A 22,178-nucleotide genomic window follows, 5' to 3' on the forward strand; every position below is an offset into this window, starting at 1 on the left:
GCCGGGCCGTCAGAGCGGGGCGTCGCGCAGCTGCAGCACCACGCGCACGACCCGCTCGACGGCCGCGTCGAACAGGGCGCCACGCAGCTCGCCCCGGTCGGCGAGGTTCTGCGAGGCGAACTCCAGCATCTGCTCCGGGCCGACCCGACGCACCAGCAGCGTCGCGGTCTCCTCGAGGTCCGTGCCGGGGTGGTCGAGGCGCGTCAACGCGAACTCGACGATCAGTTCCTCGTCCCGCACGGCGATCCCTCCCCGCGACCAGCCTAGGAGGTCAGCGGGCGGCCCTGCGAGCGGATGAGCGCGTCGAACCGGGCCGGCCCGACGATCGTCAACGCCCGGGCGGGCTCGTCGCCGACGACCTCGAAGCCGTGCTCGACGTCGCGGGGCAGGAAGAGGAACGAGCCCGCCGACGCGGTGAACCGCTCGTCGCCGCAGAACCCGGAGAGCTCGCCGGCGAGGACGTAGGACATCTCGTCCTCGCCCTCGTGGGTGTGCGGCGGCACGGTCAGCCCGGGTGGCCCGGACTGCTCCATCACACCGACGCGGCCCTCGGTGTCGCCGCCGTCGGCCTTGACCGTGAACGTCGCGCCGCCGAACTCGTACCGGTCGCCGTCGCCCGGGGGGCGCACGAAGAAGCTCATGGGGCCACGGTGTCAGTCCGGGGCGTCGAGCTGGGGTCGCAGCGTCGCCGCGAAGCGCTCGGGCCCGCCGAGCAGGGCGAGGTGGGGTGCCCGACGACGACCGGGCGCTCGGGGCCCAGCGCGGCGAGGACCCCGCCGAGCTGGTCGGTGTCCGACGGCCACCCCCGATGACCCGAGTCGAGATGACCGCGACCCGGGGGCGACGTGCCGTGAGCTGAGACCGGTCTCAGCGTTCAGGGCCGCAGTGTCGGGGGTGTGTCCTAGGTTCGAACACATGAGCGAACCGGTGGGTGTGGTCGGGCAGGAGCTGCTCGACCGTGCCCGGGCGCGGATGGTCGCATTGCGCGCCGAGCAGTTCCGGTTGCTCGAGGACATCGCCGCGCTCGAGGCCGACGGGGTCGCCGAGCGCACCGGCGATGCGGGCACCGCGCGGCTGGTGGCGGAGCTGTGGCGCGTCGACGCCCACGACGCGAAGCGGTGGTGCGAGGAGGCCGCCGACCTCGTGGCGCGGTGCTCGTTGCTGGGGGAGTCGTTGCCCCCACGGCTGCCGGCGACCGCGACCGTGGCCGCGGCGGGCCGGATCGGGGCGGGGCACCTGGCGGTGATCCGCCGCACGATGGCCCGCCTGGACCGGGTCGAGACGGTGAGCGCCGAGCAGTGGGCCCAGGCCGAGGCGATCCTGGCCGCCCAGGCCACGCGGTTGGCGCCGCGCGCGCTGGCCAAGGCCGCCGAGGCGCTGCTGGCGCGGCTCGACCCGGACGGGGTCGCCCCGGCCGACGGGGAGGACTGCCGCGACGAGCTGATCTGGGCCCGGCGGCGCCGCGACGGCGCGTTGGAGTACAAGGGCCGGCTGCACGACCCGGTCGACGCCGAGGCGTTCTGCGAGGTCATCGACGCCCTGGCCCAGCCGTGCGGGCCCGAGGACCGCCGCGAGATCGGGCGCCGCCGCGCCGACGGGCTCAAGGACCTCGTCCAGGACGCCCGCCGCCCCGGCGGCCTCACCCCCACCGATGAGCTCGAGCCGGTCGACGGCACCGCCGCCCCGGACACCCAGGACGCCGAGGACGCCGAGGACACCCAGGACGCCGAGGACACCGAGGACACCGGGGAGCCCCTGATCCCCGCGCCGCGCCCGGCACCCGAGCGGGCGGGGCGGGTCGAGCGGCCCGGCCGGGCGCTGCTGACGATCACGATGGACCACCGGTGGCTGCAGGCGGCCACCGGCCACGCCACCCTCGACTCCGGGCACCGGGTCGCCGCGGCCACGGCGCGCCGGTGGGCCTGCGACGCCGAGGTCGTGCCCGTGGTGCTCGGGTCGCGCTCCGAGCCCCTCGACGTCGGCCGGGCCACCCGCGCCGTGCCCGAGGCGATCCGCCGGGCGCTGAACCTGCGCGACGGCGGCTGCGCCTTCCCCGGCTGCGACCGCCGGCCCCGCCGCTGCCAGGCCCACCACCTGCACCACTGGGCCGACGGTGGACCGACCTGCCTGGCCAACCTGGTGCTGGCATGCCGCTATCACCACCGGCTCATCCACCACGGCCACTGGCAGGTCACCATCCGCGACGGCCTGCCCTGGTTCACCCCACCACCCTGGATCGACCCCGACCAGCAGCCCCGACCCGGCGGCCGACCCCGCGTCCCCCTCTAACGGGCACGGGGTGGGGACGCGCCGCCGCCGGCGACCGAGCCACAGCGTTTCCTCAGTACTCCTGCGCCGCGGGCTCGATCATGCTGGCGCCGTGACGGAGTTCTTCGGCGCCCCGACGCCCACCCGCGGCCGCGGTCCCGGCCCGGCCGGGCGGGCGGTGCTGCTGGTCCTGTGGATCGTGATGGGCGTGACGCCCCTGGTCACCTCATGGGGCGACCTCCAGCTCGCCACCGGCGGCGCCGGCGTCCCGGGCACCCTCACCGTCGACGAGTGCCTCGCCCTCGGCAAGGGCCGCTACGACTGCCGCGGCACCTTCGTCCCCGACAGCGGCGGACCGGCGGTCGCGGTCGACGCCACCCCGGACTCCGCGGCCGGCGACGTCGTCCCCGCCCAGCTCGACACCGAAACCGGGCGTGCGGTGCCCACCGGCACCGCCGGCGTCCTCACCGCCCTGGCCGTGCCGTTCCTCGGCGTCGCCGTCCTGGCGCTGCTGCCCGCCGCCGCGATGTGGGCGACGGGCCGGCTCCGCCACGTCCGCACGGCGCTGGTCGTCGGGGTCCCGCTGGCCGTGCTCGCCGCGATCGGCAGCCTCGTCGGCCTGGTCGCCGCCGCCTGACGCCGGCCGCCCGTCCGTCGACGCCCGCGCCCCCGACCTCTCGGCCCCGACGCCCGCCGGGACCTGATCAGGCCCCGACGTACTCCGCGAGGTGCCGCCCGGTCAGCGTCGAGCGGTCGGCGACGAGCTGCGCCGGGGTCCCCTCGAACACCACCCGCCCACCGTCGTGCCCGGCGCCCGGCCCCAGGTCGATGACGTGGTCGGCGTGCGCCATGACCGCCTGGTGGTGCTCGATGACGATCACCGACCGCCCGGAGTCGACGAGGCGGTCGAGCAGGCCCAGCATCTGCTCGACGTCGGCCAGGTGCAGGCCCGTCGTCGGCTCGTCGAGGACGTAGACCGAGCCCTGGTCGGCCATCTGCGTCGCCAGCTTGAGCCGCTGGCGCTCGCCGCCCGACAGCGTCGTCAGCGGCTGCCCCAGCGTCAGGTAGCCGAGGCCGACGTCGACGAGCCGCTCGAGGATCCGGTGCGCCGCCGGGGTCCTCGCCTCGCCGGCCCCGAAGAACGTCGCGGCCTCCGCGGCCGGCATCGCCAGGACCTCGCTGATGTCCCGGCCGCCGAGGAGGTACTCGAGCACCGAGGCGTCGAACCGCCGGCCCTCGCACACCTCGCACACCGTGGAGATGCCGGCCATGATCCCGAGGTCGGTGTAGATCACCCCGGCGCCGTTGCAGTTGGGGCAGGCGCCCTCGGAGTTCGCGCTGAACAGCGCCGGCTTCACGCCGTTGGCCTTGGCGAACGCCTTGCGGATCGGCTCCAGGAGCCCGGTGTAGGTCGCCGGGTTGCTGCGCCGCGAGCCCTTGATCGGCGCCTGGTCGACGACCACCACGCCCTCCCTCCCGGCCACCGACCCGTGGATCAGCGAGCTCTTCCCCGACCCCGCCACCCCCGTGACGGCGACGAGCACCCCGAGCGGGATGTCGACGTCAACGCCCTGCAGGTTGTGGGCGTCGGCCCCGCGCACCTCGAGCGCGCCGGTCGGGGTGCGCACCGACGTCTTGAGCGACGCCCGGTCGTCGAGGTGCCGCCCGGTGCGCGTCCCGCTGTGCCGTAGCCCGTCGAGGTCGCCCTCGTAGACGATCTCCCCGCCGCCGGTGCCCGCCCCGGGCCCGAGGTCGACGACGTGGTCGGCGATCGCGATCGTCTCCGGCTTGTGCTCGACGACGAGCACGGTGTTGCCCTTGTCGCGCAGGCGCAGCAGCAGGTCGTTCATCCGCGCGATGTCGTGCGGGTGCAGCCCGATCGTCGGCTCGTCGAAGACGTAGGTGACGTCGGTGAGCGCCGAGCCGAGGTGCCGGATCATCTTCGTCCGCTGCGCCTCGCCACCCGAGAGCGTGCCCGCCGGCCGGTCGAGCGACAGGTAGCCCAGGCCGATCTCGACGAACGAGTCGAGCGTCTCCGACAGCGAGCCCAGCAGCGGCGCGACCGACGGTTCGTCGAGGCCCCGCACCCACGCGGCGAGGTCGCTGATCTGCATCGCGCAGACCTCGCCGATGTTCTTCCCGGCGATCGTCGACGACCGCGCCGCCGCGGACAGCCGCGTCCCGTGGCACTCCGGGCAGGTGGTGAAGACGACCGCGCGGTCGACGAAGGCGCGGACGTGGGGCTGCATCGCCTCCCGGTCCTTGGACAGGAAGGACTTCTCGATCTGCGGGATGAGGCCGGTGTAGGTGAGGTTGATGCCCTCGATCTTGAGCTTCGTCGGCTCCTTGTGGAGCAGGTCGTCGAGCTCGCGCTTGGTGAACCGCGCGATCGGCTTGTCCGGGTCGAAGAACCCGCAGCCGCGCAGGATGCGGCCGAACCAGCCGTCCATGCTCATGCCGGGGATCGTGATCGCGCCCTCGTTGATCGACCTGCTGTCGTCGTAGAGCACGGTGAGGTCGACGTCGGACACGGCGCCGCGGCCCTCGCAGCGCGGGCACATGCCGCCCGTGATGCTGAAGTCGCGGCGCTCCTTGATCTCGCGGCCGCCCTGGGAGAACGTCACCGCCCCCGCGCCGCTGATCGAGGCCACGTTGAACGAGAAGGCCTGCGGCCCACCGATGTGCGGCTCGCCGAGCCGGCTGAACAGGATGCGCAGCATCGCACCGGTGTCGGTGGCCGTGCCGACCGTCGAGCGGACGTCGCCGCCCATCCGCTCCTGACCGACCACGATCGCCGTGGTCAGGCCGTCGAGGACGTCGACGTCGGGGCGGTTGAGGGTCGGCATGAAGCCCTGGACGAACGCGCTGTACGTCTCGTTGATCATTCGCTGTGACTCGGCGGCGATCGTGCCGAACACCAGCGAGCTCTTGCCCGACCCGGAGACGCCGGTGAACACCGTCAGGCGCCGCTTGGGCAGCTCGACCCTGACGTCATTGAGGTTGTTCTCGCGGGCGCCGTGCACGCGGATGCGGTCGTGCCCGTCGGCGGTGTGGACGCCGAGGGGACCGTCGGATCGGACGTCCGGCGTGGCCGTGCTCATCGGGTCTCGGTCCTCCGGGTGGTGCGGCGGGTCGGGGCTGGTCGGACAGCCGGGTTCACGTCACCTCGAAGATGCGGATCATGTTGCCGGCGGGGTCGCGCAGGGCGCAGTCGCGCACGCCCCAGGGCTGGTCGGTGGGCTCGGAGACGACGTCGACCCGGTCGCCGGAACCGGCCTGGAGCCGCTCGAAGGTGGCGTCGACGTCCGGGGTGGCGAGGTTGATGCCGGCGTAGGTGCCCTTGGCCATCATCTCGGCGACCACGCGGCGCTCGTCGTCGGTGATGCCGGGGTCGGCCGTCGGCGGGTGCAGCACGATCGACGTGCCGGGCTGGCCGGGCGGGCCGACGGTGATCCAGTGCATGTCGCCGTACTCGACGTGCTGGCGGACCTCGAAGCCGAGGGTGTCGCGGTAGAAGGCGATGGCGGCCTCGGCGTCGTCGTGGGGGAGGTAGGCCTGGTAGATCGTGATGTCGGTGCTGCCGGTGCTGGTCATGCCGCTCACGCTAGGGAGGGCTCGACGACCGGTGCTTCTCGATTCCTGATCGGTCGCGTGACCTTGCGGGCGACGCACGGCGACATGCCCTCGGTCTCGCGGGACGCCTCGCGGCGGTAGGCGCTCGGCGACATCCCGACGAGCTCGCTGAACCGGGTGCTGAAGGTCCCCAGCGACGAGCAGCCAACCTCGAAGCAGACCTCGGTGACGCTCCGGTCGCCGCGCCGGAGCAGCGCCATCGCCCGCTCGATGCGCCGGGTCATGAGGTAGCTGTAGGGCGACTCGCCGTACGCGCGGCGGAAGGCCCGGCTGAGGTGCCCGGCCGACAGGTGCACCCCGCGCGCCAGCGCCTCGACGTCGAGGGGCCGGGCGTACTCGCGGTCGATGCGGTCCCGCACGCGGCGCAGCAGCGCGAGCTCGCGCAGGTACTCCTCGTGGGACGCTCGCCCGGTCACCCGCAGGATCGTGCCACGGGCCGCCCGACCTGCGGGAGCGCCTCGACGAGCGGCATCCTCGGGCCGTGCCCGGCCCGTCCCCCGACCCGCTCCTCGACCCCGCCGCGCGCCGGACGATGATCGCGGCCCTGGTGCCCGAGGCCGAGCCGCTGGTCGGGGCGTTCCGCGACGAGCTCGACCCGACCGCGCGGCGGGGCCTGGGCGCGCACCTGACCCTCGTCCACCCGTTCGTCCTCCCGGCGGAGGTCACGGCGGCGACGGTGGCGACGCTGCGCGCGGCGGTGGCCCCGGTGCCGGCGTTCGCGTGCACCTTCGGCGCGCTGCGCTGGTTCGGCGAGCGGGTGCTGTGGCTGGCGCCCGACGGACCGCACGCCGTCGACGCGTTCCGGGAGATCGCCGAGCGGGTCCACGCGGCGTTCCCCGCGCTGGAGCGCGAGGACCGCGAGCTCGTCCCGCACCTGACGGTCGGCCTGCGTCGCGCCGCCCCGGCCGCGGCCCTGCGACGCGCCGAGGCCGCGCTCGCGCCCCGCCTGCCGCTGACCGTGCGCGTCGAGGCCGTGCAGCTCCTCGTGCGCACCGCGACCTGGGACGTCGGGGCCGAGGCGCCGCTGGGGGTCAGTCCTTCTGGACCGCCCGGGCCAGGATCCCGAGCGTCGCCCTGATCGACTGCGGGTGGATCACCGGGAAGATGTCGCGCGCCGCCCACTCCGGGTGGATGGCGGACCAGTCGTGGTACGAGGTCACGCGGGTGCCGTCGTCGGCCGGCGCGAGGCGGTAGCCGTAGACGTGACCGATGAAGGGGCGCACCTGCCCCTCGATCGTCCAGGCGATCTCGACGTCGGGCTCGTAGACGGTGATGACGACGTCGACGTCGTAGCGCCCGAGCGGGCGGTCGCCGAGGGCCTCGCGGTCCATGTGCACGGTGAAGCGGTCGCCGACGCCCTGCACCGGCTCGCCCGTGGCGGCCATGAGCATCCCCGAGCTGTCGATGGCCACGTGGCCGTGCGGGTCGCGCAGCACGTCGAAGACGGTCGCCGGCTCGGCGTCGATCCACCGGGTGACCTCGATGCGCTGCTCGTTCACGGGGCGCAGCATGGCACTGCCGGTGGCACACAACCGTCTGCACCCGTACGGCCCCCGCCGGAACAGCCGTCCGGCCCGCGGCGTTGTGCCGGGTGCAGGCGAGTTCGAGGAGGTACATCGGTGGCCACACAGACCGCGATCCTGGCCGGCGGGTGTTTCTGGGGTGCCCAGGAGCTGCTGCGCCGGCGGCCGGGCGTCCTCTCGACCCGGGTCGGCTACTCCGGCGACCCGAACACCCCCAACGCGACCTACCGGCGCCACGGCGACCACGCCGAGGCGGTGGAAGTCGTGTACGACGACGAGGTGATCTCCTACCGCGAGATCCTCGAGTTCTTCTTCCAGATCCACGACCCGTCGACGAAGAACCGGCAGGGCAACGACATCGGCCGCAGCTACCGGTCGGCGATCTACTACACGACCCCACAGCAGGAGCGCGTCGCGCGGGACACCATCGCCGACGTCGACGCGTCGGGCCTGTGGCCGGGCAAGGTCGTCACCGAGGTGGAGCCGGCCTCCGAGTTCTGGGAGGCCGAGCCGGAGCACCAGGACTACCTGCAGAAGATGCCCTGGGGCTACACGTGCCACTTCGTGCGCCCGGGCTGGGTGCTGCCGAAGCGCGAGGCGAGTCAGGCGTGACCGCCGTCGAGGAGGACCTCGCGGCGAGCTGGGCGGCCTGGCACGCGGAGCGCGAGGAGACCCTGCGCGTCCCGCACGGGTGGCTCAGCCTGACCGCGCTCCACTGGCTCGACGACACCCCCCGCACGTACCCGGAGCTCCCGGGCACGTGGCGGGCCGTCGACGGCGGCGTGGAGATCACCGCGACGGCGGCCGACGGCGTGTCCGTGGACGGTGGGCCCGTCGACGGCACCACCCGCGTCGAGCCCGTCGACGGCAAGCCGGGCGTGCTGGTCGCCGTGGGCGAGCGGCGCGTCGAGGTGATCCGCCGCGAGGAGCACCTGGCGCTGCGGGTCCGCGACCCGCAGGCGCCGACCCGGCAGCGGTTCGCCGGGGTGCCGGCGTTCCCCGTCGACCCCGCGTGGATCGTCACCGGGCGCTTCGAGGCGTGGGACGCACCGCGGCGGATCGACGTCGACACCGTCGTCGACGGCCTCGGGTTCCACCCGACGGCCGTGGGGACGGTGCGGTTCACCCTCGGCGGCGAGGAGCAGGAGCTCACGGCCCTCGGCGGGGAGGCCGGCGAGCTGAAGCTGCACTTCCGCGACGGCACGTCGGGGGAGAGCACCTACGGCGGCGGGCGCGTCCTGCGCACCGCGCCCCCGGCGGCCGACGGGTCGGTGTCGATCGACCTGAACCGCACGCTCAACCTGCCGTGCGCGTTCACGGCGTCGGCGACCTGCCCGCTCCCGCCCGCGGGCAACACGGTCAGCGTGCCGGTGGAGGCGGGGGAGAAGACGCCGGCCTGACGGTACGTTTTTCGTACCTCATGATTCTGCCGTCGCATCGCGTCCTGCTACGGTCCCACCATGGACTCACGCACCGGACGCCATGCGGGGCGGGTCGCGCTCATCACGGGCGCGGCCCGCGGACAGGGCCGCAGCCACGCCTACCGGCTCGCCGAGCAGGGCGCCGACGTCATCGCCGTCGACGTCTGCGCCCCGATCGAGGGTGTCGCCTACGCGATGGCGAGCCCGGCCGACCTCGACGAGACCGCCGCCGGCATCCGCGAGCGCGGCGGGCGCGTCAGCGTCCACGTCGCCGACGTGCGCGACGCCGAGGCGCTCGGCAAGGCCGTCTCGGCGGGCGTCGAGGAGCTCGGCGGCCTCGACGTGGTGCTGGCCAACGCCGGCATCGGGATGGCGTCGCCCGACGTCGGCGACGCGCAGGCGTTCCGCGACCAGCTCGACGTCAACACCACCGGCGTCTTCCACACCGTGCACGCGGCCGCCCCGACGATGATCGAGCAGGGACGCGGCGGCGCGATCGTCCTGACCAGCTCCTCGATGGGCCTCACCGGCCGCGGCGGCGACGGCAGCGGGCAGTCCGACGGCTACGTCGCGAGCAAGCACGCCGTGGTCGGGCTCATGCGCGCGTGGGCGCACTGGCTCGCGCCGCACCGCATCCGTGTCAACTCCGTGCACCCCTCGGGCGTCGCCACCACCATGGTCCTCAACGACGCCGTCGCCGCCCGCTTCTCGGGCCCGGTCGACGACGCCCCCGACGTCGGCAACCTGCTGCCCGTCGGCCTGCTCGACCCCGGGGACGTCACCGGGGCGGTCGACTGGCTGGTGTCCGACGAGGCCCGCTACGTCACCGGGGTGGCGCTGCCGGTGGACGCCGGGTTCACGGCCCGCTGATGTGCTGTCAGGACGACGAGACCCTCGACCTGCCGGCGGCCGCGATCGAGGCGCTCGCGCACTACCGTCGCCTGCGCGACGAGCACGGCTGGGACTGGGGCGGCGAGGACCTGCCCGAGTTCTTCCGGCTCGCGCGCTTCTCGCGGCTCGGCGAGCTGACCGAAGCCCTCGGTGAGACCGGCGGTGACTGGTCCCGCGCGATCCGCCGCCTCGCCGGCGAGCACCCGCCGGCCGGGCTCGTGGTGCTCGACGTCGACGCCGCGGGGGAGCCGGCCCCGCGCGTCGGGACCCCCGCGCTGGCGGTCGCGGGACGGCCGGTGACGCTGGACGTGGTGGTCGACACCGCGGCGACGACCGACCTCGACGTCGGTGGGGTGCGCGTGCAGGTGGGGGCCGGCGGGGCGACGGCGCTGACCGTGGAGGTCACCGGGGACACGCTGACCGTCGGTGACCTCGACGTCGCCGGCGTCGTCGACGTGCGCCCGGCGGCGACACTGCGGGTGCGGTCGGGAGCGTGGTCGCGCTGGTCGGTGGTCGACGCGGCCGGCGGCGGCTGGTGGCCCGAGGGCGTCCCGCCCAAGCGCGACGGCGCCCACCGGCCGTACTTCCACGCCCGGGACACCGTGCTGACGGTGCCCGCCGGCGAGCTCACGGTGAGCTGCACGCGGGGCCCGGAGTACGCGACGGCGACCGCGGTCGTGGTCGACGGCGGTGTCGTCGACCTCGAGCCGGAGCGTCTCGTCGACCCGGGCGCCGAGGGCTGGTGCTCGGCCGACCTGCACGTGCACCTCAACTACTCCGGCGACCTCGTCGTCACCCCGGAGCAGGCCCGCGCGATGCAGCGCGGTGAGGGCCTGGACTTCCTGTCGCTGACCGCCGGCAACCTCGGCGGCGGGCACGTCTACGACCGGGCGCTGTTCGAGGCGACCGTCGGCGCGGATCTGTGGTCGGGGGACGCGGTCGCGCGGGCGTCGGTGGAGTTCCGCAACGACCTGCTCGGGCACGTCCACGCCCTGGCGCCCGGAGCGGTGCCGTCGCGGTACCAGACCGGGCACGAGGGCAGCCCCCACCCGCACGACTGGCCGCCCAACGCCGTGACCTGCGCGGAGATGCAGGCCGGGGGCGCGTCGACGGCCTACGCCCACCCGGCTTTCGCGCCGTTCGGGGACGGGCACGACCCGTACGGCCCGTTCCTCGCGCCGCACCGCACGGTCGAGGCCCGGGAGCTGGTCGTCGACGTCGCGCTGGGGCTGGTCGACGCCGTCGAGGTGGTGTCGTGCTTCGACGACGCCGCCGGTGCCGAGCTGTACCACCACCTGCTCGGGTGCGGCCTGCGCCCGGCCGCGGTCGCGGGCAGCGACGTCTTCCTGTCCTTCGCCCACGGCCCGGGCGTCGCCTCCAACCCGCCGGGCTGGGTCCGGACGTACGCCCACCTCGGCGGGGCCCCGGTGTCGGCGGAGGCGGTGCGCGACGCCGTGCGGGCGGGGCGGACGGTGGCGACGAACGGGCCGTTCCTGACGGTGTCCGTGGCCGGTCACGGGCCCGGCGAGGTGCTCGACGCGCAGGTCGGCGACGTGCTGGAGGTGTCGGCGCGGGTGTGGGGGAGCGGGGCCGAGGAGGTCGTGATCGTCGGCCCGTCCGGGGAGATCGCCTCGGCCCGGGGCCCCCAGGTCGCCGCGACCGTGACCGTCGAGGGCCCGCTGTGGCTGGCCGCGATCGCCCGGGGCGGGCCGCACCCCATGGACCCGGATCGCCCGGTGTTCGCCCACACCTCGCCGGTCCACGTGGAGGTGGCGGGCGAGCGCGTCGTCCGGGCCGCCGACGTCGCCTGGTGCCTCGGTCTGCTCGACCGCGTCGAGGAGCTCGTCGTCGCGCAGGGCCGCTTCGACCCCGCGCACCGCGACGCCCAGCTCGCCGACCACCAGGCCCTGTTCGCCCGGGCCCGCGTCGTCTACACCGCCCTACGTGAGCGGAATTCGCGCCTCTAGGCGCGCATTCCGCTCACATGGGGCGGCAGTCCCGGCAGGGGCGGTAGCCCGCGTCCCGGGCGCGCTCGAGGCTCGGGAAGCCGCGCCGGTGGGCGGCGGTGATGCGGCGGGCGTGGTGGCAGGTCGGGAGGCAGACGACGCCGGTGGTGTCGCTGCCGACGAGCCGGGTGCCGGCGGCCGCGAGCGCCTCGAGGTGCGAGAGCTCCACGCCCTCGCGCTCGAGCAGGGCCACCTTGTCCGCGCGCCCCGAGAGGTACTGCCCGACGTCGCCGTCGGAGCGCACCACCCGGTGGCACGGCACGAGCAGCGGCACCGGGTTGCGCGCCAGCACCGTGCCGACGGCCCGCACCGCCGCCGGGTGCCCGGCTTCGCGGGCGACCCAGCCGTAGGGCCGGATCTGCCCGGCCGGGATGCGGGCGGTGACGGCGAGGACCTGGCGGGCGAAGGGCGTCAGGTCCCCGAGGTCGAGCGCCGGCCCCTCGCCGCGCCCCCGCAGCGCCGGCAGCAGCCCGCGGGGTGCGCGCGGCGCCGGGCGGACCGGGCGGCCGTGGCGGGTGCGGTAGTCCTCGAGGAACGCGTCGAGCTCGCCGGCGAACGCCGCCGGGCGCAGCAGCCGCACACCGCGGTCGCCCACGACGGCGTACACCTCACCGAGCGGGCCGGGGACGCGCAGCCAGCCGTCGACGACGCGGTCGGCGAGGGTGGTGGGGGCGGGCTCGGCGAGGTCGCGCAGCGCCGCGAGCACCGGGTCGGTCATGACGTGTCCTCCGTACTGGTCAGACGTGTGCGCAGGGCGGCGAGCCCGCGGGCGGCGTGCGAGCGGGCGGTGCCCTCGCTGCACGCGAGCACCGCGGCCACCTCGGCGACGGGCAGGTCGACGACGTGGCGCAGCACCACCGCGGTGCGCTGGGCGACCGGCAGCGTCGCGAGCAGGGCGGCGAGCCGGTCGCCGAGGTCGGTGGCCTCCGCCCGCTCGGCGGGGCCGGGAGCGGGGCTGGCGCGGTCGGGCGGGTCGGCGGCGCCGTCGGTGCGAGGTCGGCGGGCGGCGTCGCGGCGGTCGTTGCGGGCGGTGTTGAGCAGGATCGTGAGGAGCCAGGGCCGGAGATCGAGCCGCGCGATGCGGTCGTGGTCGTAGCCCCGCAGTGCCCGGTAGGCCCGCAGGAACGCCTCGGCGGCGAGGTCCTCCGCGTCCGCGGCCCGCTCGGCCGTGCGCCGGGCGACCGCGTGCACCACGTCCCCGTGGGTGCGCACCACCGCCTCGAACCCCGCGTCGAGGTCCTCGGTCAGCGCGGCGCGCAGCTGCTCGTCGTCCGCCACGTCGGGGAGAACACCACAGTCGCCGACCCCGTGGCGCGGCTCCGATCCGTCCAAGACGGCGGACCTGCGTGGCGGCACGCTCGCTCCATGACCGTGCGCCGCATCGTCGCCAACCTCACCGTCGCCGACCCCGCCGCCGACGCGCCGTTCTGGGCCGGCCTGCTCGGGATGGAGACGCCGATGGACATGGGTTGGGTCGTCAACCACCGCTCCGCCGGCAACGGGCAGGTCCAGCTGATCTCGCGCGACGCCACGGCGCCCGAGGACAGCCGGGTGTCGGTGGAGGTGGAGGACGTGGACGCCCTGTACACCCAGGCCGTCGCCGCCGGCTACGAGATCGTGCACCCGCTCACCGACGAACCGTGGGGCGTGCGGCGGTTCTTCGTCCGGACCCCGCAGGGCGTGGTGGTGAACGTGCTGGCCCACCGCCGCGCCTGGTAGGCACTCGGGCCATGCCGACCTTGATCACGGGAGCGAGCTCCGGGCTGGGCGCCGGGATGGCCCGCGAGCTCGCCGCGCGGGGCCACGACCTCGCGCTCGTCGCCCGCCGCCTCGACCGTCTCGAGGCGCTCCGCGAGGAGCTGGCCCCGACCGGCGTGCGGGTCGCCGTGGCGGCCCTCGACGTCGACGACCACGACGCCGTGTTCACCACGGTCCGCGCGCTGCACGACGAGCTCGGCGGTCTCGACCGCGTCGTCGTCAACGCCGGGCTGGGCAAGGGCGCGCCGATCGGCACCGGGCGGTTCGACGTCAACCTCGCGACGGCGCGCACCAACTTCGTCGCCGCCCTCGCCCAGTGCGAGGCGGCCATGGAGATCTTCCGGGCACAGGGCTCGGGACACCTGGTGGTGGTGTCGTCGGTGGCCGCCGACCGCGGGCTGCGGGGCGCGGAGACGACCTACGCCGCGACGAAGGCGGCGCTCTCGCACCTGGCCGAGGGCATCCGCGTCGACGTCGCGGGCACCCCGATCCGCGTCACCACCCTCGCGCCGGGCTACATCCGCACCGACCTCAACGGCGGCATGCGCCGGCCGATGTCGGTCGACGCCGTCACCGGCTCGCGCGCCATGGTCGACGCCATCGAGAAGGCGCCGGCCCACGCCTACGTGCCGACCTGGCCGTGGGCGGTCCTCGGCCGGGCACTGCGCGTCGTGCCGACCCCGATTCTCCGTCGCCTCACCTGACTACGGTGGGACCGTGGCCCAGCTGAAGGAGAAACTGCGCAGCGACCTCACCACCGCGATGAAGGCCCGCGACGAGGTGCGGGTGGCGACGCTGCGGATGGCGCTGTCCGCGATCAACACCGAGGAGGTCGCGGGCGAGAGCCACCGCGAGCTCACCGACGACGAGGTCGTGACGGTCCTCGGGCGCGAGCAGAAGAAGCGCCGCGAGTCCGCCGAGGCCTTCGACGGCGCCGGCCGCACCGAGCTCGCCGAGCGGGAGCGCGCCGAGCAGGCCGTGCTCACCGACTACCTGCCCGCCCAGCTCTCCGGCGAGGAGCTGACCTCGCTCGTCGCCACGGCGATCGCCGAGACGGGTGCCGAGGGGCCGAAGCAGATGGGCCAGGTGATGAAGGTCGTGCAGCCGCGGGTCGCCGGACGCGCCGACGGCCGCCGCGTGTCGGGCGAGGTCAAGCGTCAGCTGAGCGGGTCGTGAGTCCCGCGGTGGGCACTGCGGTGGGCACTGCGGTGGGCACTGCGGTGGGCACTGCGCTCGTCACCGGCGGCGGTACCGGGATCGGCCGTGCCTGCAGCCTCGCGCTGCACCGCTCCGGGCGCCCGGTGGCGATCTCGTACCGACGGTCGTCCGACGACGCCGAGTCCGCGGTCGCCGAGATCGAGGCCGAGGGCGGCCGGGCGCTGGCGGTCCGGGCGGACGTCACCGACGACGCCGCGGTGCGCGCGATGGTCGCCGAGGTGCGCGAGCGGCTGGGGCCGGTCGAGGTGCTCGTCAACAACGCCGGCGCCACGGTCCCGCTGCCCCTCGACGACCTCGAGGGCGCCACCGACGACGTCTGGCAGCAGCTGCTCGCGGTCAACCTCATGGCGCCCTGGTACTGCGCCCGGGCCGCCGCCGACGACCTGCGCGCCGCCGACGACGGTGTCGTGGTCAACATCGGCTCGATCGCCGGGCTCACCGGCAACGGGTCGTCGCTGCCCTACGCGGTGAGCAAGTCGGCGCTGCACGGGCTGACCCGCTCGCTGGCCCGGGCGCTGGCCCCGGTGCGGGTCAACGAGGTGGCGCCGGGCCTCGTGCTGACCCGGTGGTGGGCCGGCAACCAGGAGCGCGGGCGCGAGCTCGCGGCGTCGGCGCTGCTCGACCGCGGGACGACGCCCGAGGACGTGGCCGCCGCGGTGCTCGGGCTCGTCGCGAGCCGCGCCATCACGGGTCAGACGGTCACCGTCGACGGCGGGCAGACCTTGTGATCAGCCGGGGCAACGTCCGCCCCCGCCGCTGCGCGAGCAGCCCTCGGGCCTCCCAGGACAGCCAGTAGGCCGAGAGGTCGTCCGGGACGAGGCGGATGTGCCAGCCGAGCTCCGGGAGCCGCCCCGCCCGCGCCGCGGCGTCCGGCCTCGCCCGCCCGACCTGCATGCCGCACCCGTCGTCCGGCCACACGAGGTCGAGCACGCCGGCGATCACCCCGTCCTCGTCGATGATCGCCCGCCCCGCGAGCGGGACGTCGACCCCGGCCCGCCGGATCGCGAGCCGGACGCGGGTCCGCGCCGGCGAGGTACTGCCCTGGTCCACGAGGTCCGCGACCGGGAACACCGCCCGCCGCCCCCGCACCCCGGGGTGGCGGTGCGCGATGCTGCGCAGCTCCCCGGCCTCGAGCCCGTGCCGGGCACCGATGGCGTCGACGACCGTGACCGCCACGTCCAGCGACACGGTGCGGGCGAGGTCGAAGGCCGTCCGCAGCGGGCTCGTGAGACGCAACCGCCCGACGCCGTCGTGCACGACCTCCCGGACCTCGTCGGGCGCCAGCCGGTCGGCCCGCACCCGCACCCCCGGCGACGCCCGCCCGCCCCGGCCCGCGACGACGACCTCGAGGGGACGGCCGGCGAGGCCCGGGACCAGCACCGACCCGCCCTCCCGATCGTCGCCGGCCACCAGGCCGCTCAACGGGCCGACCCACAGCGCGGCCGCGGTGGGCCCGGCCAGCACACCGCTCGGCCGGGCCTCGAGAAGGGCGGCTGCGCGGCGGAGGAGGTCGTCGGGACCGTGGGCCGCGGGTGGATCGACGGGGACGGGCTCGGTGCTCACACCGGGTTCGACGTCGCCGGCTCGGAGCCGGTTCCGTCGGCTCCGCTCGTCGGGCGGGCGACCGCCCCGAGTGAGCTATGCACATGATCGCATCGAGAACGACGGGTCGGATGGGGCACGCGGCGCAGCCGGCCGCCGGTGACGGCGCCACCGTCGCCGTGGCGGTCGCGGGGGCGGTCGCGGGGGCGGTCGCGGGGGCGGTCGCGGTCACCGACCGACGAGGGCCGCGGCTCGAGCTGTGCGCAAGATCGCGTCGAGATCGACGGACGAGGTGGTGCCCGAGTCGGGCGCGCGACCACGACGCCGGCGGGAGGCGGACTCGACGCGATCTTGTGCATAGGTCGCCGCGATGTCGCTGTCGGGGCGCGTGCTCGGCGCCGTGCAGGGGCCAGCGCGACGGAGTGTCGTCGACACCGCACCGGTCGGGCGAGGGACCGAGGCGGCCCAGCGGCCCCGGAGCGGACCACGAGGCTCGCGAACCCCGGAGCGGCCGGAGCGGCCGGAGGCCGGGGGACTGGCGCGGCCCGGGCACACGCACGCGACGCGTCGCGCTGGCGTCGATCTCGACGCGATCTTGTGCATAGGTCCTGCCGACACGTCCCCTCGCGCGCTGACCCGGCGCCCTCCGCCCCGGGCCGCGGCGCCGACCCGCCGCCCGCTCAGGTGGTCAGGGCGCGCTGGAGCAGCACGGCGGCCAGGACGAGCCCCGCGAGCGCGATGCCGACGCGCAGGACGGTCGGGGGCAGGCGGCGGGCGATCGCCGGGCCGCAGTAGTTGCCGACGAGCAGGCCCGCGGTGAGGGGCAGGGCCGCCGACCAGGACACCTCGCCCAGCAGCGCGAACCCGACGGCCGCGACGGCGTTCGACGCCCCGAGCAGCACGTTCTTCACGGCGTTGACGCGCACGAGGCTGTCGGCGAGGGCCCGCACGAGCAGGGCCATCATCACGACGCCGGCGGCCGCGCCGAAGTAGCCGCTGTAGACGCCGACCGCGACGACGCCGACGACGGTGGTCGCGCGGCCGGCGCGCGAGGTCACCGGGGCGGCGTCGGGCCGCGGGCGCAGGAGCAGGACCAGTGAGGCACCGGCGACGAGGAACGGCACGATGAGCGCGAAGGCGTCGGACGGCGTGACGAGCACGAGACCCGCGCCGATCGCCCCGCCCAGGATGGTCAGTGGCAGCAGCCGCAGCACCCGGGGTGCCTGTCCGCGCAGCTCCGGGCGCGAGCCGAGCATCGACCCGACGCTGCTGACGGCCAGCGCGATGGTGTTCGTCTGGTTCGCCGCGACGGGAGAGAGTCCCACCGCCAGCAGGGCGGGGTAGGAGAAGAGCGACGCCAGCCCGGCCATCGAGCCCGTCAGCCCGGCGGCGAACCCGGCGGCGACGAGCAGGGCGACCATCGGCGCCATCACACCACCGGCCCCCGCACCGCGCCGGGTTCCGCGGGGGAGGCGCGGGGCACACTCGCCCGGTGGAGCAGCGCGCACCCGACGGCAGGAGCCCGATCCGGGACGTCGAGATCCGCGACGAGACGATCCGGCTCGGCCAGCTGCTGAAGCTCGCCGGGCTGGTGGAGCACGGCGCGGCGGCCCGGGAGACCCTCGAGGCCGGCGAGGTCACGGTCAACGGCCGCAGCGAGTCGCGACGGGGACGCCAGGTGGCCCCCGGCGACGTCGTGGCCCTCGGTGACGAGCGGGTCCGGGTGCGCGGCCCGGGCGTCTAGCACGGCCGACGCCGCCGGGGAATCGGCGACGGAACCGGCAACGGGACCCGGGATCGCCGTCCCGGCGAACCGGGTGGAACGACGACGACCCCGAGCCCCGATGTGGAAACAGCCCCACGGAGAGAGGTCCGAGATGGGGCTGGGCACGAGCTTAGTCCCTGCGCAGCGGGCCGTCGCCGGAGGACACGGCGTCCGATCCGGTCGCTACCGACTCGTCCCACGGACGTGACGTCACTGTCACCGAGTAACGACGGTGTCACGCCACGTCACGATGGTCGCGCTCTCACCGCCCGGTCCCGTCGGATCGTGTGATCGGACCGAGACCTGCTCTATCGTGACCCTGCCTCCTGTTCGCCCGGTGACCGTCGGTGTCGTCGCGCGAGCAGGGGAGAGCGGACGGACTGGGCCGTTCGTGGCCACCCGAGGGGGAGCGGAGCGTGAGCGGAGGGAGCGGGTCCGACGGTCCGGCCGGCGCACGACGCCGCCGCGGACGGGTCGGGCGCACCGGCGCCCGCTTCCCGCGCGCCCTCGCCGACGAGCTCGTCGAGCCCGAGGACGCCGAGGCCCCGGACAGCGCCGCCGACACGACCGGGGACCCGTCCGACCCGTCCGGCGGCCTCGCCCTACCCGGCGCCCTACCCGGCGCCCTACCCGGCGCCCTGCCCGGCGAGACGGGCAGCCTGCCGCTCACCGGGGCCCGGTTCGGGTCCCACTCGCGCCGGGCCCGCAAGGCGGCCGCGCGCGCGGCGGCGGAGGATGCCGTCGTCCCGGAGCAGGCGCCTCCGCCGGCGCGTCGCCAGCCCCTGCCCGACGACGCGCCGACCATCCCGCTGTTCATCACCGCGACGCCCCCGCCCGAGAGCACCCGCACCCGCGTGCGCCCCTACGTCCGCACGCGCGGGCGCACCCGGGCCCGCGCCGACCTCGCCGTCGAGACCCTCGTGTCGATCCCCTCGCCGCGCCCGCCGCTGGAGGACCCCGAGCACGTCGCGCTCGGCGAGGTCGTCGAGGACCCGCGATCGGTGGCCGAGGTGGCCGCGCTGCTCGCGGTGCCGTTGGGGGTGGCGCGGGTGATCATCGACGACATGGCGGGCGCCGGGCTGCTGCTCGTGCACCCGCGGGCCGTCGCGACCTCCGGAGCACCGTCGCGCGACATCATGCAGCGCGTGCTCGACGGCCTGCACAGGCTGTAGAACGGGGTCGTGACCGCCACGACCCCGCGACTGACCGGCTACGCCCACGGCGGCGGCTGCGCCTGCAAGATCCCGCCCGGCGAACTCGAGGACGTCGTCAAAGGCCTGATGCCCTCGCCGTCGACGCAGCGCGAGGGCGAGCTGGTCGTCGGGCTCGAGGACGGCGACGACGCCGCGGCCGTCCGCATCCGCGACGGGCTCGCGATCATCGCGACCACCGACTTCTTCACCCCGGTCGTCGACGACCCCTACGACTGGGGCCGCATCGCCGCCGCCAATGCGCTCTCGGACGTCTACGCCATGGGTGGCCGCCCGGTGATCGCGCTGAACCTCCTGTGCTGGCCGCGCGACGTGCTGCCCTACGACCTGGCGGCCGAGGTGCTGCGCGGCGGGCTGGCGGTCGCCGACGAGGCCGGGTGCCACGTCGCCGGCGGGCACTCGGTCGACGACCCCGAGCCCAAGTACGGCATGGCGGTGACGGGCACGGCCGACCCGGACGCGCTCATCCGCAACGACGCCGCCCGCCCGGGCACCCCGCTGACGCTGACGAAGCCGCTCGGGCTCGGGGTGCTCAACAACCGGCACAAGGCCACCGGGGAGTCGTTCGCGGAGGCGATCGCCGTGATGACCACCCTCAACGCGGAGGCCTCCCGCGCCGCGCTCGCCGCGGGCATCCGCGCCGGTACCGACATCACCGGCTTCGGCCTGCTGGGCCACGCCCACAAGATGGCGCGCGCCTCCGGCGTCACCGCGGTGATCGACAGCGCCGCCGTCCCGTTCCTCGACGGGGCTCGCGAGGCGGCCGCGGCGGGCAACGTGCCGGGCGGCTCGCGGCGCAACCTCGACTGGGTCCGCCCGCACGCGCGCATCGAGGTCGACGAGACCACCGCGCTGCTGCTCGCCGACGCCCAGACCTCCGGCGGGCTGCTGCTCGCCGGCGAGATCCCCGGGCACCCCGTGGTCGGCGAGATCGTCGCGGCCGAGGAGGGGACCACCCTGCGGGTCAGGTGACGGCCTGGTCCCACAGGTCGAGCGCGGCCTCGCGGACCTCCTCGACGGGCACGTCGTGGGTGGCGCTCGCCCCGTGCCCGCACCACCCCTCGAGCACCCGCAGCCCGCACACCTGGCAGCCGCCGTGCCAGGACACGAGCACGCGGTGCCAGGTGCGCGTCAGCGGGGCGACGTCGGCCAGGTTCGCGTAGGTGAACACCGCGACGGTCGGCGTCCCCACCGCGCCGGCGAGGTGCCGCGGTCCCGAGTCGTTGCCCAGCACCATCGTCGCGCGGGACAGCAGCCCCACCAGCCCGGGGAGGTCGAGGGTCCCGACGGCGGTCTCGGGCTCGGCGCGCATCCCCGACACCACGCGGGTGACCCGGTCGGCCTCGCTCGGCCCGCCGACGACGACGACGCGGGCGCCGCGGCCGGCCGGGCCTGCGCGGTCGGCGCGGTCGGCCAGGTCCTGGGCGATCGCGCCGAGGCGCTCCTCGGGGTAGCAGCGGCGGGCGTCGGTGGCCCCGGGGTGCACGACGAGCAGCGGCGCGTCCCCGGGCGGCACAACGGCGCGGGAGGCCGCGAGGTCGGCCTCGGTCACCGCCAGGTGGGGCTCGATGCGGCTCGTCGTCGCGCCCGCCGCGGCCGCGACCTCGAGCCAGCGGACGGTGTCGTGCTGGTAGGGCCAGTAGGGAACCCAGCGGTCGGGGCGGGGTGCGTCGGGGGTGGCGGCGCCGACGGTGACCGTGGCGCCGAGGCGCAGCAGCAGCTTGTTGGAGTTCCGCCCGCCGCCGTGGAGCTGGACGGCGAGGTCGTAGCCCTCGGCGCGCCGCTCCGCGCACCACGCCTCGACCTCCTCGGAGCTCGCGTCCGGCTCGGGACCCACCCGCACGCCGGGCACCAGCGGCACGGTGACGATCCGGTCCACCGGCGACGGCCGCCCGGCGAGCAGCGCCTCGTGGTGCTTGGCGCCGAGCAGCGTGATCTCGGCGTCGGGGTAGGCGTCGCGCAGCGACGAGAGGGCGGGCTCGGCGACGACGTAGTCGCCGATGCCGTTGGCGCGCAGGACGGCGATCCGCCGGACGTCGGGCACCGGGGGAGCGGGGCGCGCCGGGAGGCCCAGGGCCGGGCCGTCGGGGCGGGCGGCGGGCGGTCCGTCGGGAGGGGCAGCGACCCGTGGGTCGGGGACGATCACGGCGTGAGAGCCTACGGTCGGGGCATGGAGAGCGAGCAGCGAGCAGCCGTGGTGACCGGATCGGGCAGCGGGATCGGGCGCGCGATCGTCGACCGGCTGCACGGCGACGGGTGGTCGGTCCTCGGCGTCGACCTGAAGGGCGACGAGACGCTGCCGGGGCCCTCGCTGGGCGCCGACCTCACCACCCGCGAGGGCAACCGCGCTGCCGTGGACACCGCCCTCGAGCAGTTCGGGCGCCTCGACCTCGTCGTCGCCAACGCCGGCTTCCAGCACGTCTCCCCGGTGGCCGACTTCGACGAGGACCGCTGGGACGCGCTGCTCGGCATCCTCCTGACCAGCCCGTTCCTGCTCGCCAAGTACGCCTGGGAGTCGCTGCGCGCCGCCCCCGACGGCGGGCGGTTCGTCGCGATCGCGTCCGCGCACGCGCTGGCGGCGTCCCCGTTCAAGGCCGGCTACGTGTCCGCCAAGCACGGCGTGCTGGGCCTGGTGAAGACGCTCGCGCTCGAGGGCGCCGCCGACGGGATCACCGCCACGGCCGTGTGCCCGGGCTACGTGCGCACCCCGCTGGTCGAGAAGCAGATCGCCGACCAGGCGCGCGCCCACGGCATCAGCGAGGACCGGGTGCTCGAGGAGGTCATCCTCACCCCGCACGCGTCGAAGCGGCTCATCGAGCCCTCCGAGGTCGCCGACGTCGTCGCCTTCCTGCAGACGCGGGCGGGCTCCTCGTTCACGGGCTCGCCGGTGATCATGGACATGGGCTGGACGGCGCGCTGAGGCGCAGCCGCTGAGGGGATAC

General features: G+C 75.5%; 26 protein-coding genes. 15 read left to right on the plus strand and 11 right to left on the minus strand.

The annotated features are described in order from the left end of the window. Positions 1–9 precede the first annotated feature (9 nt). Both ACYX4T_RS04640 and ACYX4T_RS04645 read right to left on the minus strand, forming a co-directional pair. A complete protein-coding gene (locus ACYX4T_RS04640; RefSeq protein ID WP_476013408.1) occupies positions 10–240 on the minus strand; it encodes a hypothetical protein in 231 nt (76 codons plus the stop codon). 23 nt (positions 241–263) lie between these two features. Then, positions 264–641: a cupin domain-containing protein gene (locus ACYX4T_RS04645; RefSeq protein WP_476013409.1), complete on the minus strand. Its 378-nt coding sequence runs from the start codon at positions 639–641 to the stop codon at positions 264–266. 274 nt (positions 642–915) lie between these two features. Here ACYX4T_RS04645 and ACYX4T_RS04650 point away from each other — a divergent pair, with 274 nt between their 5' ends. Both ACYX4T_RS04650 and ACYX4T_RS04655 read left to right on the plus strand, forming a co-directional pair. Next, positions 916–2,289: an HNH endonuclease signature motif containing protein gene (locus tag ACYX4T_RS04650; RefSeq protein ID WP_476013410.1), complete on the plus strand. Its 1,374-nt coding sequence runs from the start codon at positions 916–918 to the stop codon at positions 2,287–2,289. A 91-nt stretch (positions 2,290–2,380) separates the two neighbouring features. Continuing rightward, positions 2,381–2,905 (plus strand): hypothetical protein, encoded by a 525-nt coding sequence (locus ACYX4T_RS04655; protein ID WP_476013411.1) that lies wholly within the window; start codon positions 2,381–2,383, stop codon positions 2,903–2,905. Between the two features lie 67 nt (positions 2,906–2,972). Here ACYX4T_RS04655 and ACYX4T_RS04660 read toward each other — a convergent pair whose 3' ends face one another. Genes ACYX4T_RS04660 through ACYX4T_RS04670 form a run of 3 tightly spaced genes read right to left on the minus strand, consistent with a single transcriptional unit; the run spans position 2,973 to position 6,317 of the window. Beyond that, positions 2,973–5,369, minus strand: coding sequence for an ATP-binding cassette domain-containing protein (locus ACYX4T_RS04660; RefSeq protein ID WP_476013412.1), 2,397 nt, complete (start codon positions 5,367–5,369; stop codon positions 2,973–2,975). A 55-nt stretch (positions 5,370–5,424) separates the two neighbouring features. After that, complete coding sequence (locus ACYX4T_RS04665; RefSeq protein WP_476013413.1) at positions 5,425–5,862, minus strand: VOC family protein; 438 nt, start codon at positions 5,860–5,862, stop codon at positions 5,425–5,427. A 5-nt stretch (positions 5,863–5,867) separates the two neighbouring features. Then, positions 5,868–6,317, minus strand: coding sequence for a helix-turn-helix transcriptional regulator (locus ACYX4T_RS04670; RefSeq protein WP_476013414.1), 450 nt, complete (start codon positions 6,315–6,317; stop codon positions 5,868–5,870). Positions 6,318–6,382: 65 nt separating this feature from the next. Between ACYX4T_RS04670 and ACYX4T_RS04675 the strand changes: the two genes are divergently transcribed. Next, complete coding sequence (locus ACYX4T_RS04675; RefSeq protein WP_476013415.1) at positions 6,383–6,979, plus strand: 2'-5' RNA ligase family protein; 597 nt, start codon at positions 6,383–6,385, stop codon at positions 6,977–6,979. Here the strand turns inward: ACYX4T_RS04675 and ACYX4T_RS04680 are convergent. Further along, the gene (locus tag ACYX4T_RS04680) at positions 6,933–7,412 is read right to left on the minus strand and encodes an SRPBCC family protein (RefSeq protein WP_476013416.1); all 480 of its coding nucleotides are present in this window, start codon (positions 7,410–7,412) and stop codon (positions 6,933–6,935) included. The two genes, ACYX4T_RS04675 and ACYX4T_RS04680, sit on opposite strands and share 47 nt — an antisense overlap. Positions 7,413–7,520: 108 nt before the next feature. On the opposite strand from ACYX4T_RS04680, the gene msrA reads away from it, so the two are divergent. Genes msrA through ACYX4T_RS04700 form a run of 4 tightly spaced genes read left to right on the plus strand, consistent with a single transcriptional unit; the run spans position 7,521 to position 11,703 of the window. Continuing rightward, on the plus strand, positions 7,521–8,036 hold the full coding sequence (gene msrA / locus ACYX4T_RS04685) for a peptide-methionine (S)-S-oxide reductase MsrA (RefSeq protein WP_476013417.1): 516 nt from the start codon (positions 7,521–7,523) through the stop codon (positions 8,034–8,036). Next, a complete protein-coding gene (locus tag ACYX4T_RS04690) occupies positions 8,033–8,824 on the plus strand; it encodes a DUF1684 domain-containing protein (protein ID WP_476013418.1) in 792 nt (263 codons plus the stop codon). The genes msrA and ACYX4T_RS04690 overlap by 4 nt, the downstream gene beginning before the upstream one ends. 60 nt (positions 8,825–8,884) lie before the next feature. Beyond that, on the plus strand, positions 8,885–9,715 hold the full coding sequence (locus tag ACYX4T_RS04695; protein ID WP_476013419.1) for a mycofactocin-coupled SDR family oxidoreductase: 831 nt from the start codon (positions 8,885–8,887) through the stop codon (positions 9,713–9,715). Further along, entirely contained in the window at positions 9,715–11,703 is a 1,989-nt protein-coding gene (locus ACYX4T_RS04700; protein WP_476013420.1) for a CehA/McbA family metallohydrolase, read from the plus strand. The genes ACYX4T_RS04695 and ACYX4T_RS04700 overlap by 1 nt, the downstream gene beginning before the upstream one ends. Before the next feature lie 13 nt (positions 11,704–11,716). Here the strand turns inward: ACYX4T_RS04700 and ACYX4T_RS04705 are convergent, their stop codons facing one another. Together ACYX4T_RS04705 and ACYX4T_RS04710 are read right to left on the minus strand one after the other, a co-directional pair. Next, a complete protein-coding gene (locus ACYX4T_RS04705; protein WP_476013421.1) occupies positions 11,717–12,460 on the minus strand; it encodes a methylated-DNA--[protein]-cysteine S-methyltransferase in 744 nt (247 codons plus the stop codon). Next, the gene (locus ACYX4T_RS04710; RefSeq protein ID WP_476013422.1) at positions 12,457–13,020 is read right to left on the minus strand and encodes an RNA polymerase sigma factor; all 564 of its coding nucleotides are present in this window, start codon (positions 13,018–13,020) and stop codon (positions 12,457–12,459) included. The genes ACYX4T_RS04705 and ACYX4T_RS04710 overlap by 4 nt, the downstream gene beginning before the upstream one ends. An 87-nt stretch (positions 13,021–13,107) precedes the next feature. Between ACYX4T_RS04710 and ACYX4T_RS04715 the strand changes: the two genes are divergently transcribed. From ACYX4T_RS04715 to ACYX4T_RS04730, 4 genes are read left to right on the plus strand one after another with little or no spacing between them, the layout of a single operon-like run. Further along, positions 13,108–13,461: a VOC family protein gene (locus ACYX4T_RS04715; RefSeq protein ID WP_476013423.1), complete on the plus strand. Its 354-nt coding sequence runs from the start codon at positions 13,108–13,110 to the stop codon at positions 13,459–13,461. Between the two features lie 11 nt (positions 13,462–13,472). After that, a complete protein-coding gene (locus tag ACYX4T_RS04720) occupies positions 13,473–14,204 on the plus strand; it encodes an SDR family oxidoreductase (protein ID WP_476013424.1) in 732 nt (243 codons plus the stop codon). 13 nt (positions 14,205–14,217) lie between these two features. Then, complete coding sequence (locus ACYX4T_RS04725; RefSeq protein ID WP_476013425.1) at positions 14,218–14,676, plus strand: GatB/YqeY domain-containing protein; 459 nt, start codon at positions 14,218–14,220, stop codon at positions 14,674–14,676. Between the two features lie 44 nt (positions 14,677–14,720). After that, positions 14,721–15,446, plus strand: a complete 726-nt coding sequence (locus tag ACYX4T_RS04730) for an SDR family NAD(P)-dependent oxidoreductase (RefSeq protein ID WP_476013426.1) — start codon at positions 14,721–14,723, stop codon at positions 15,444–15,446. On the opposite strand, the gene ACYX4T_RS04735 is transcribed toward ACYX4T_RS04730, so the two are convergent. Both ACYX4T_RS04735 and ACYX4T_RS04740 read right to left on the minus strand, forming a co-directional pair. Further along, positions 15,418–16,281: a hypothetical protein gene (locus tag ACYX4T_RS04735; protein WP_476013427.1), complete on the minus strand. Its 864-nt coding sequence runs from the start codon at positions 16,279–16,281 to the stop codon at positions 15,418–15,420. The two genes, ACYX4T_RS04730 and ACYX4T_RS04735, sit on opposite strands and share 29 nt — an antisense overlap. Positions 16,282–16,940: 659 nt before the next feature. Then, positions 16,941–17,690: a sulfite exporter TauE/SafE family protein gene (locus tag ACYX4T_RS04740; RefSeq protein WP_476013428.1), complete on the minus strand. Its 750-nt coding sequence runs from the start codon at positions 17,688–17,690 to the stop codon at positions 16,941–16,943. 95 nt (positions 17,691–17,785) lie between these two features. Here ACYX4T_RS04740 and ACYX4T_RS04745 point away from each other — a divergent pair, with 95 nt between their 5' ends. The 3 genes from ACYX4T_RS04745 (at position 17,786) to selD (ending at position 20,208) form a co-directional block, all read left to right on the plus strand. Further along, positions 17,786–18,004 carry an RNA-binding S4 domain-containing protein gene (locus ACYX4T_RS04745; RefSeq protein ID WP_476015180.1) on the plus strand — a complete coding sequence of 73 codons (219 nt, stop codon included), beginning with the start codon at positions 17,786–17,788 and terminating at the stop codon, positions 18,002–18,004. Positions 18,005–18,441: 437 nt separating this feature from the next. Further along, positions 18,442–19,197 carry a DUF742 domain-containing protein gene (locus tag ACYX4T_RS04750; protein ID WP_476013429.1) on the plus strand — a complete coding sequence of 252 codons (756 nt, stop codon included), beginning with the start codon at positions 18,442–18,444 and terminating at the stop codon, positions 19,195–19,197. 9 nt (positions 19,198–19,206) lie between these two features. Beyond that, on the plus strand, positions 19,207–20,208 hold the full coding sequence (gene selD, locus ACYX4T_RS04755) for a selenide, water dikinase SelD (protein WP_476013430.1): 1,002 nt from the start codon (positions 19,207–19,209) through the stop codon (positions 20,206–20,208). Here the strand turns inward: selD and ACYX4T_RS04760 are convergent. After that, positions 20,201–21,382, minus strand: a complete 1,182-nt coding sequence (locus ACYX4T_RS04760) for a glycosyltransferase family 9 protein (RefSeq protein WP_476013431.1) — start codon at positions 21,380–21,382, stop codon at positions 20,201–20,203. The genes selD and ACYX4T_RS04760 overlap by 8 nt on opposite strands. Positions 21,383–21,406: 24 nt before the next feature. On the opposite strand from ACYX4T_RS04760, the gene ACYX4T_RS04765 reads away from it, so the two are divergent. After that, positions 21,407–22,156 (plus strand): SDR family oxidoreductase, encoded by a 750-nt coding sequence (locus ACYX4T_RS04765; RefSeq protein WP_476013432.1) that lies wholly within the window; start codon positions 21,407–21,409, stop codon positions 22,154–22,156. The last annotated feature ends 22 nt before the right edge of the window (positions 22,157–22,178 follow it).

This window comes from Actinomycetospora sp. ABD4_176 (genome assembly GCF_056311855.1).

What these genes read in the sequence shown, in the direction of transcription:
- ACYX4T_RS04765 (WP_476013432.1), top strand. Translation starts at nt 21,407, where the DNA reads ATGGAGAGCGAGCAGCGAGCAGCCGTGGTGACCGGATCGGGCAGCGGG.
- ACYX4T_RS04720 (WP_476013424.1), top strand. Translation starts at nt 13,473, where the DNA reads ATGCCGACCTTGATCACGGGAGCGAGCTCCGGGCTGGGCGCCGGGATG.
- ACYX4T_RS04650 (WP_476013410.1), top strand. Translation starts at nt 916, where the DNA reads ATGAGCGAACCGGTGGGTGTGGTCGGGCAGGAGCTGCTCGACCGTGCC.
- ACYX4T_RS04740 (WP_476013428.1), bottom strand. Translation starts at nt 17,690, where the DNA reads ATGGCGCCGATGGTCGCCCTGCTCGTCGCCGCCGGGTTCGCCGCCGGG.
- ACYX4T_RS04680 (WP_476013416.1), bottom strand. Translation starts at nt 7,412, where the DNA reads ATGCTGCGCCCCGTGAACGAGCAGCGCATCGAGGTCACCCGGTGGATC.
- ACYX4T_RS04715 (WP_476013423.1), top strand. Translation starts at nt 13,108, where the DNA reads ATGACCGTGCGCCGCATCGTCGCCAACCTCACCGTCGCCGACCCCGCC.
- ACYX4T_RS04695 (WP_476013419.1), top strand. Translation starts at nt 8,885, where the DNA reads ATGGACTCACGCACCGGACGCCATGCGGGGCGGGTCGCGCTCATCACG.
- ACYX4T_RS04645 (WP_476013409.1), bottom strand. Translation starts at nt 641, where the DNA reads ATGAGCTTCTTCGTGCGCCCCCCGGGCGACGGCGACCGGTACGAGTTC.
- ACYX4T_RS04665 (WP_476013413.1), bottom strand. Translation starts at nt 5,862, where the DNA reads ATGACCAGCACCGGCAGCACCGACATCACGATCTACCAGGCCTACCTC.
- ACYX4T_RS04705 (WP_476013421.1), bottom strand. Translation starts at nt 12,460, where the DNA reads ATGACCGACCCGGTGCTCGCGGCGCTGCGCGACCTCGCCGAGCCCGCC.
- ACYX4T_RS04700 (WP_476013420.1), top strand. Translation starts at nt 9,715, where the DNA reads ATGTGCTGTCAGGACGACGAGACCCTCGACCTGCCGGCGGCCGCGATC.
- ACYX4T_RS04660 (WP_476013412.1), bottom strand. Translation starts at nt 5,369, where the DNA reads ATGAGCACGGCCACGCCGGACGTCCGATCCGACGGTCCCCTCGGCGTC.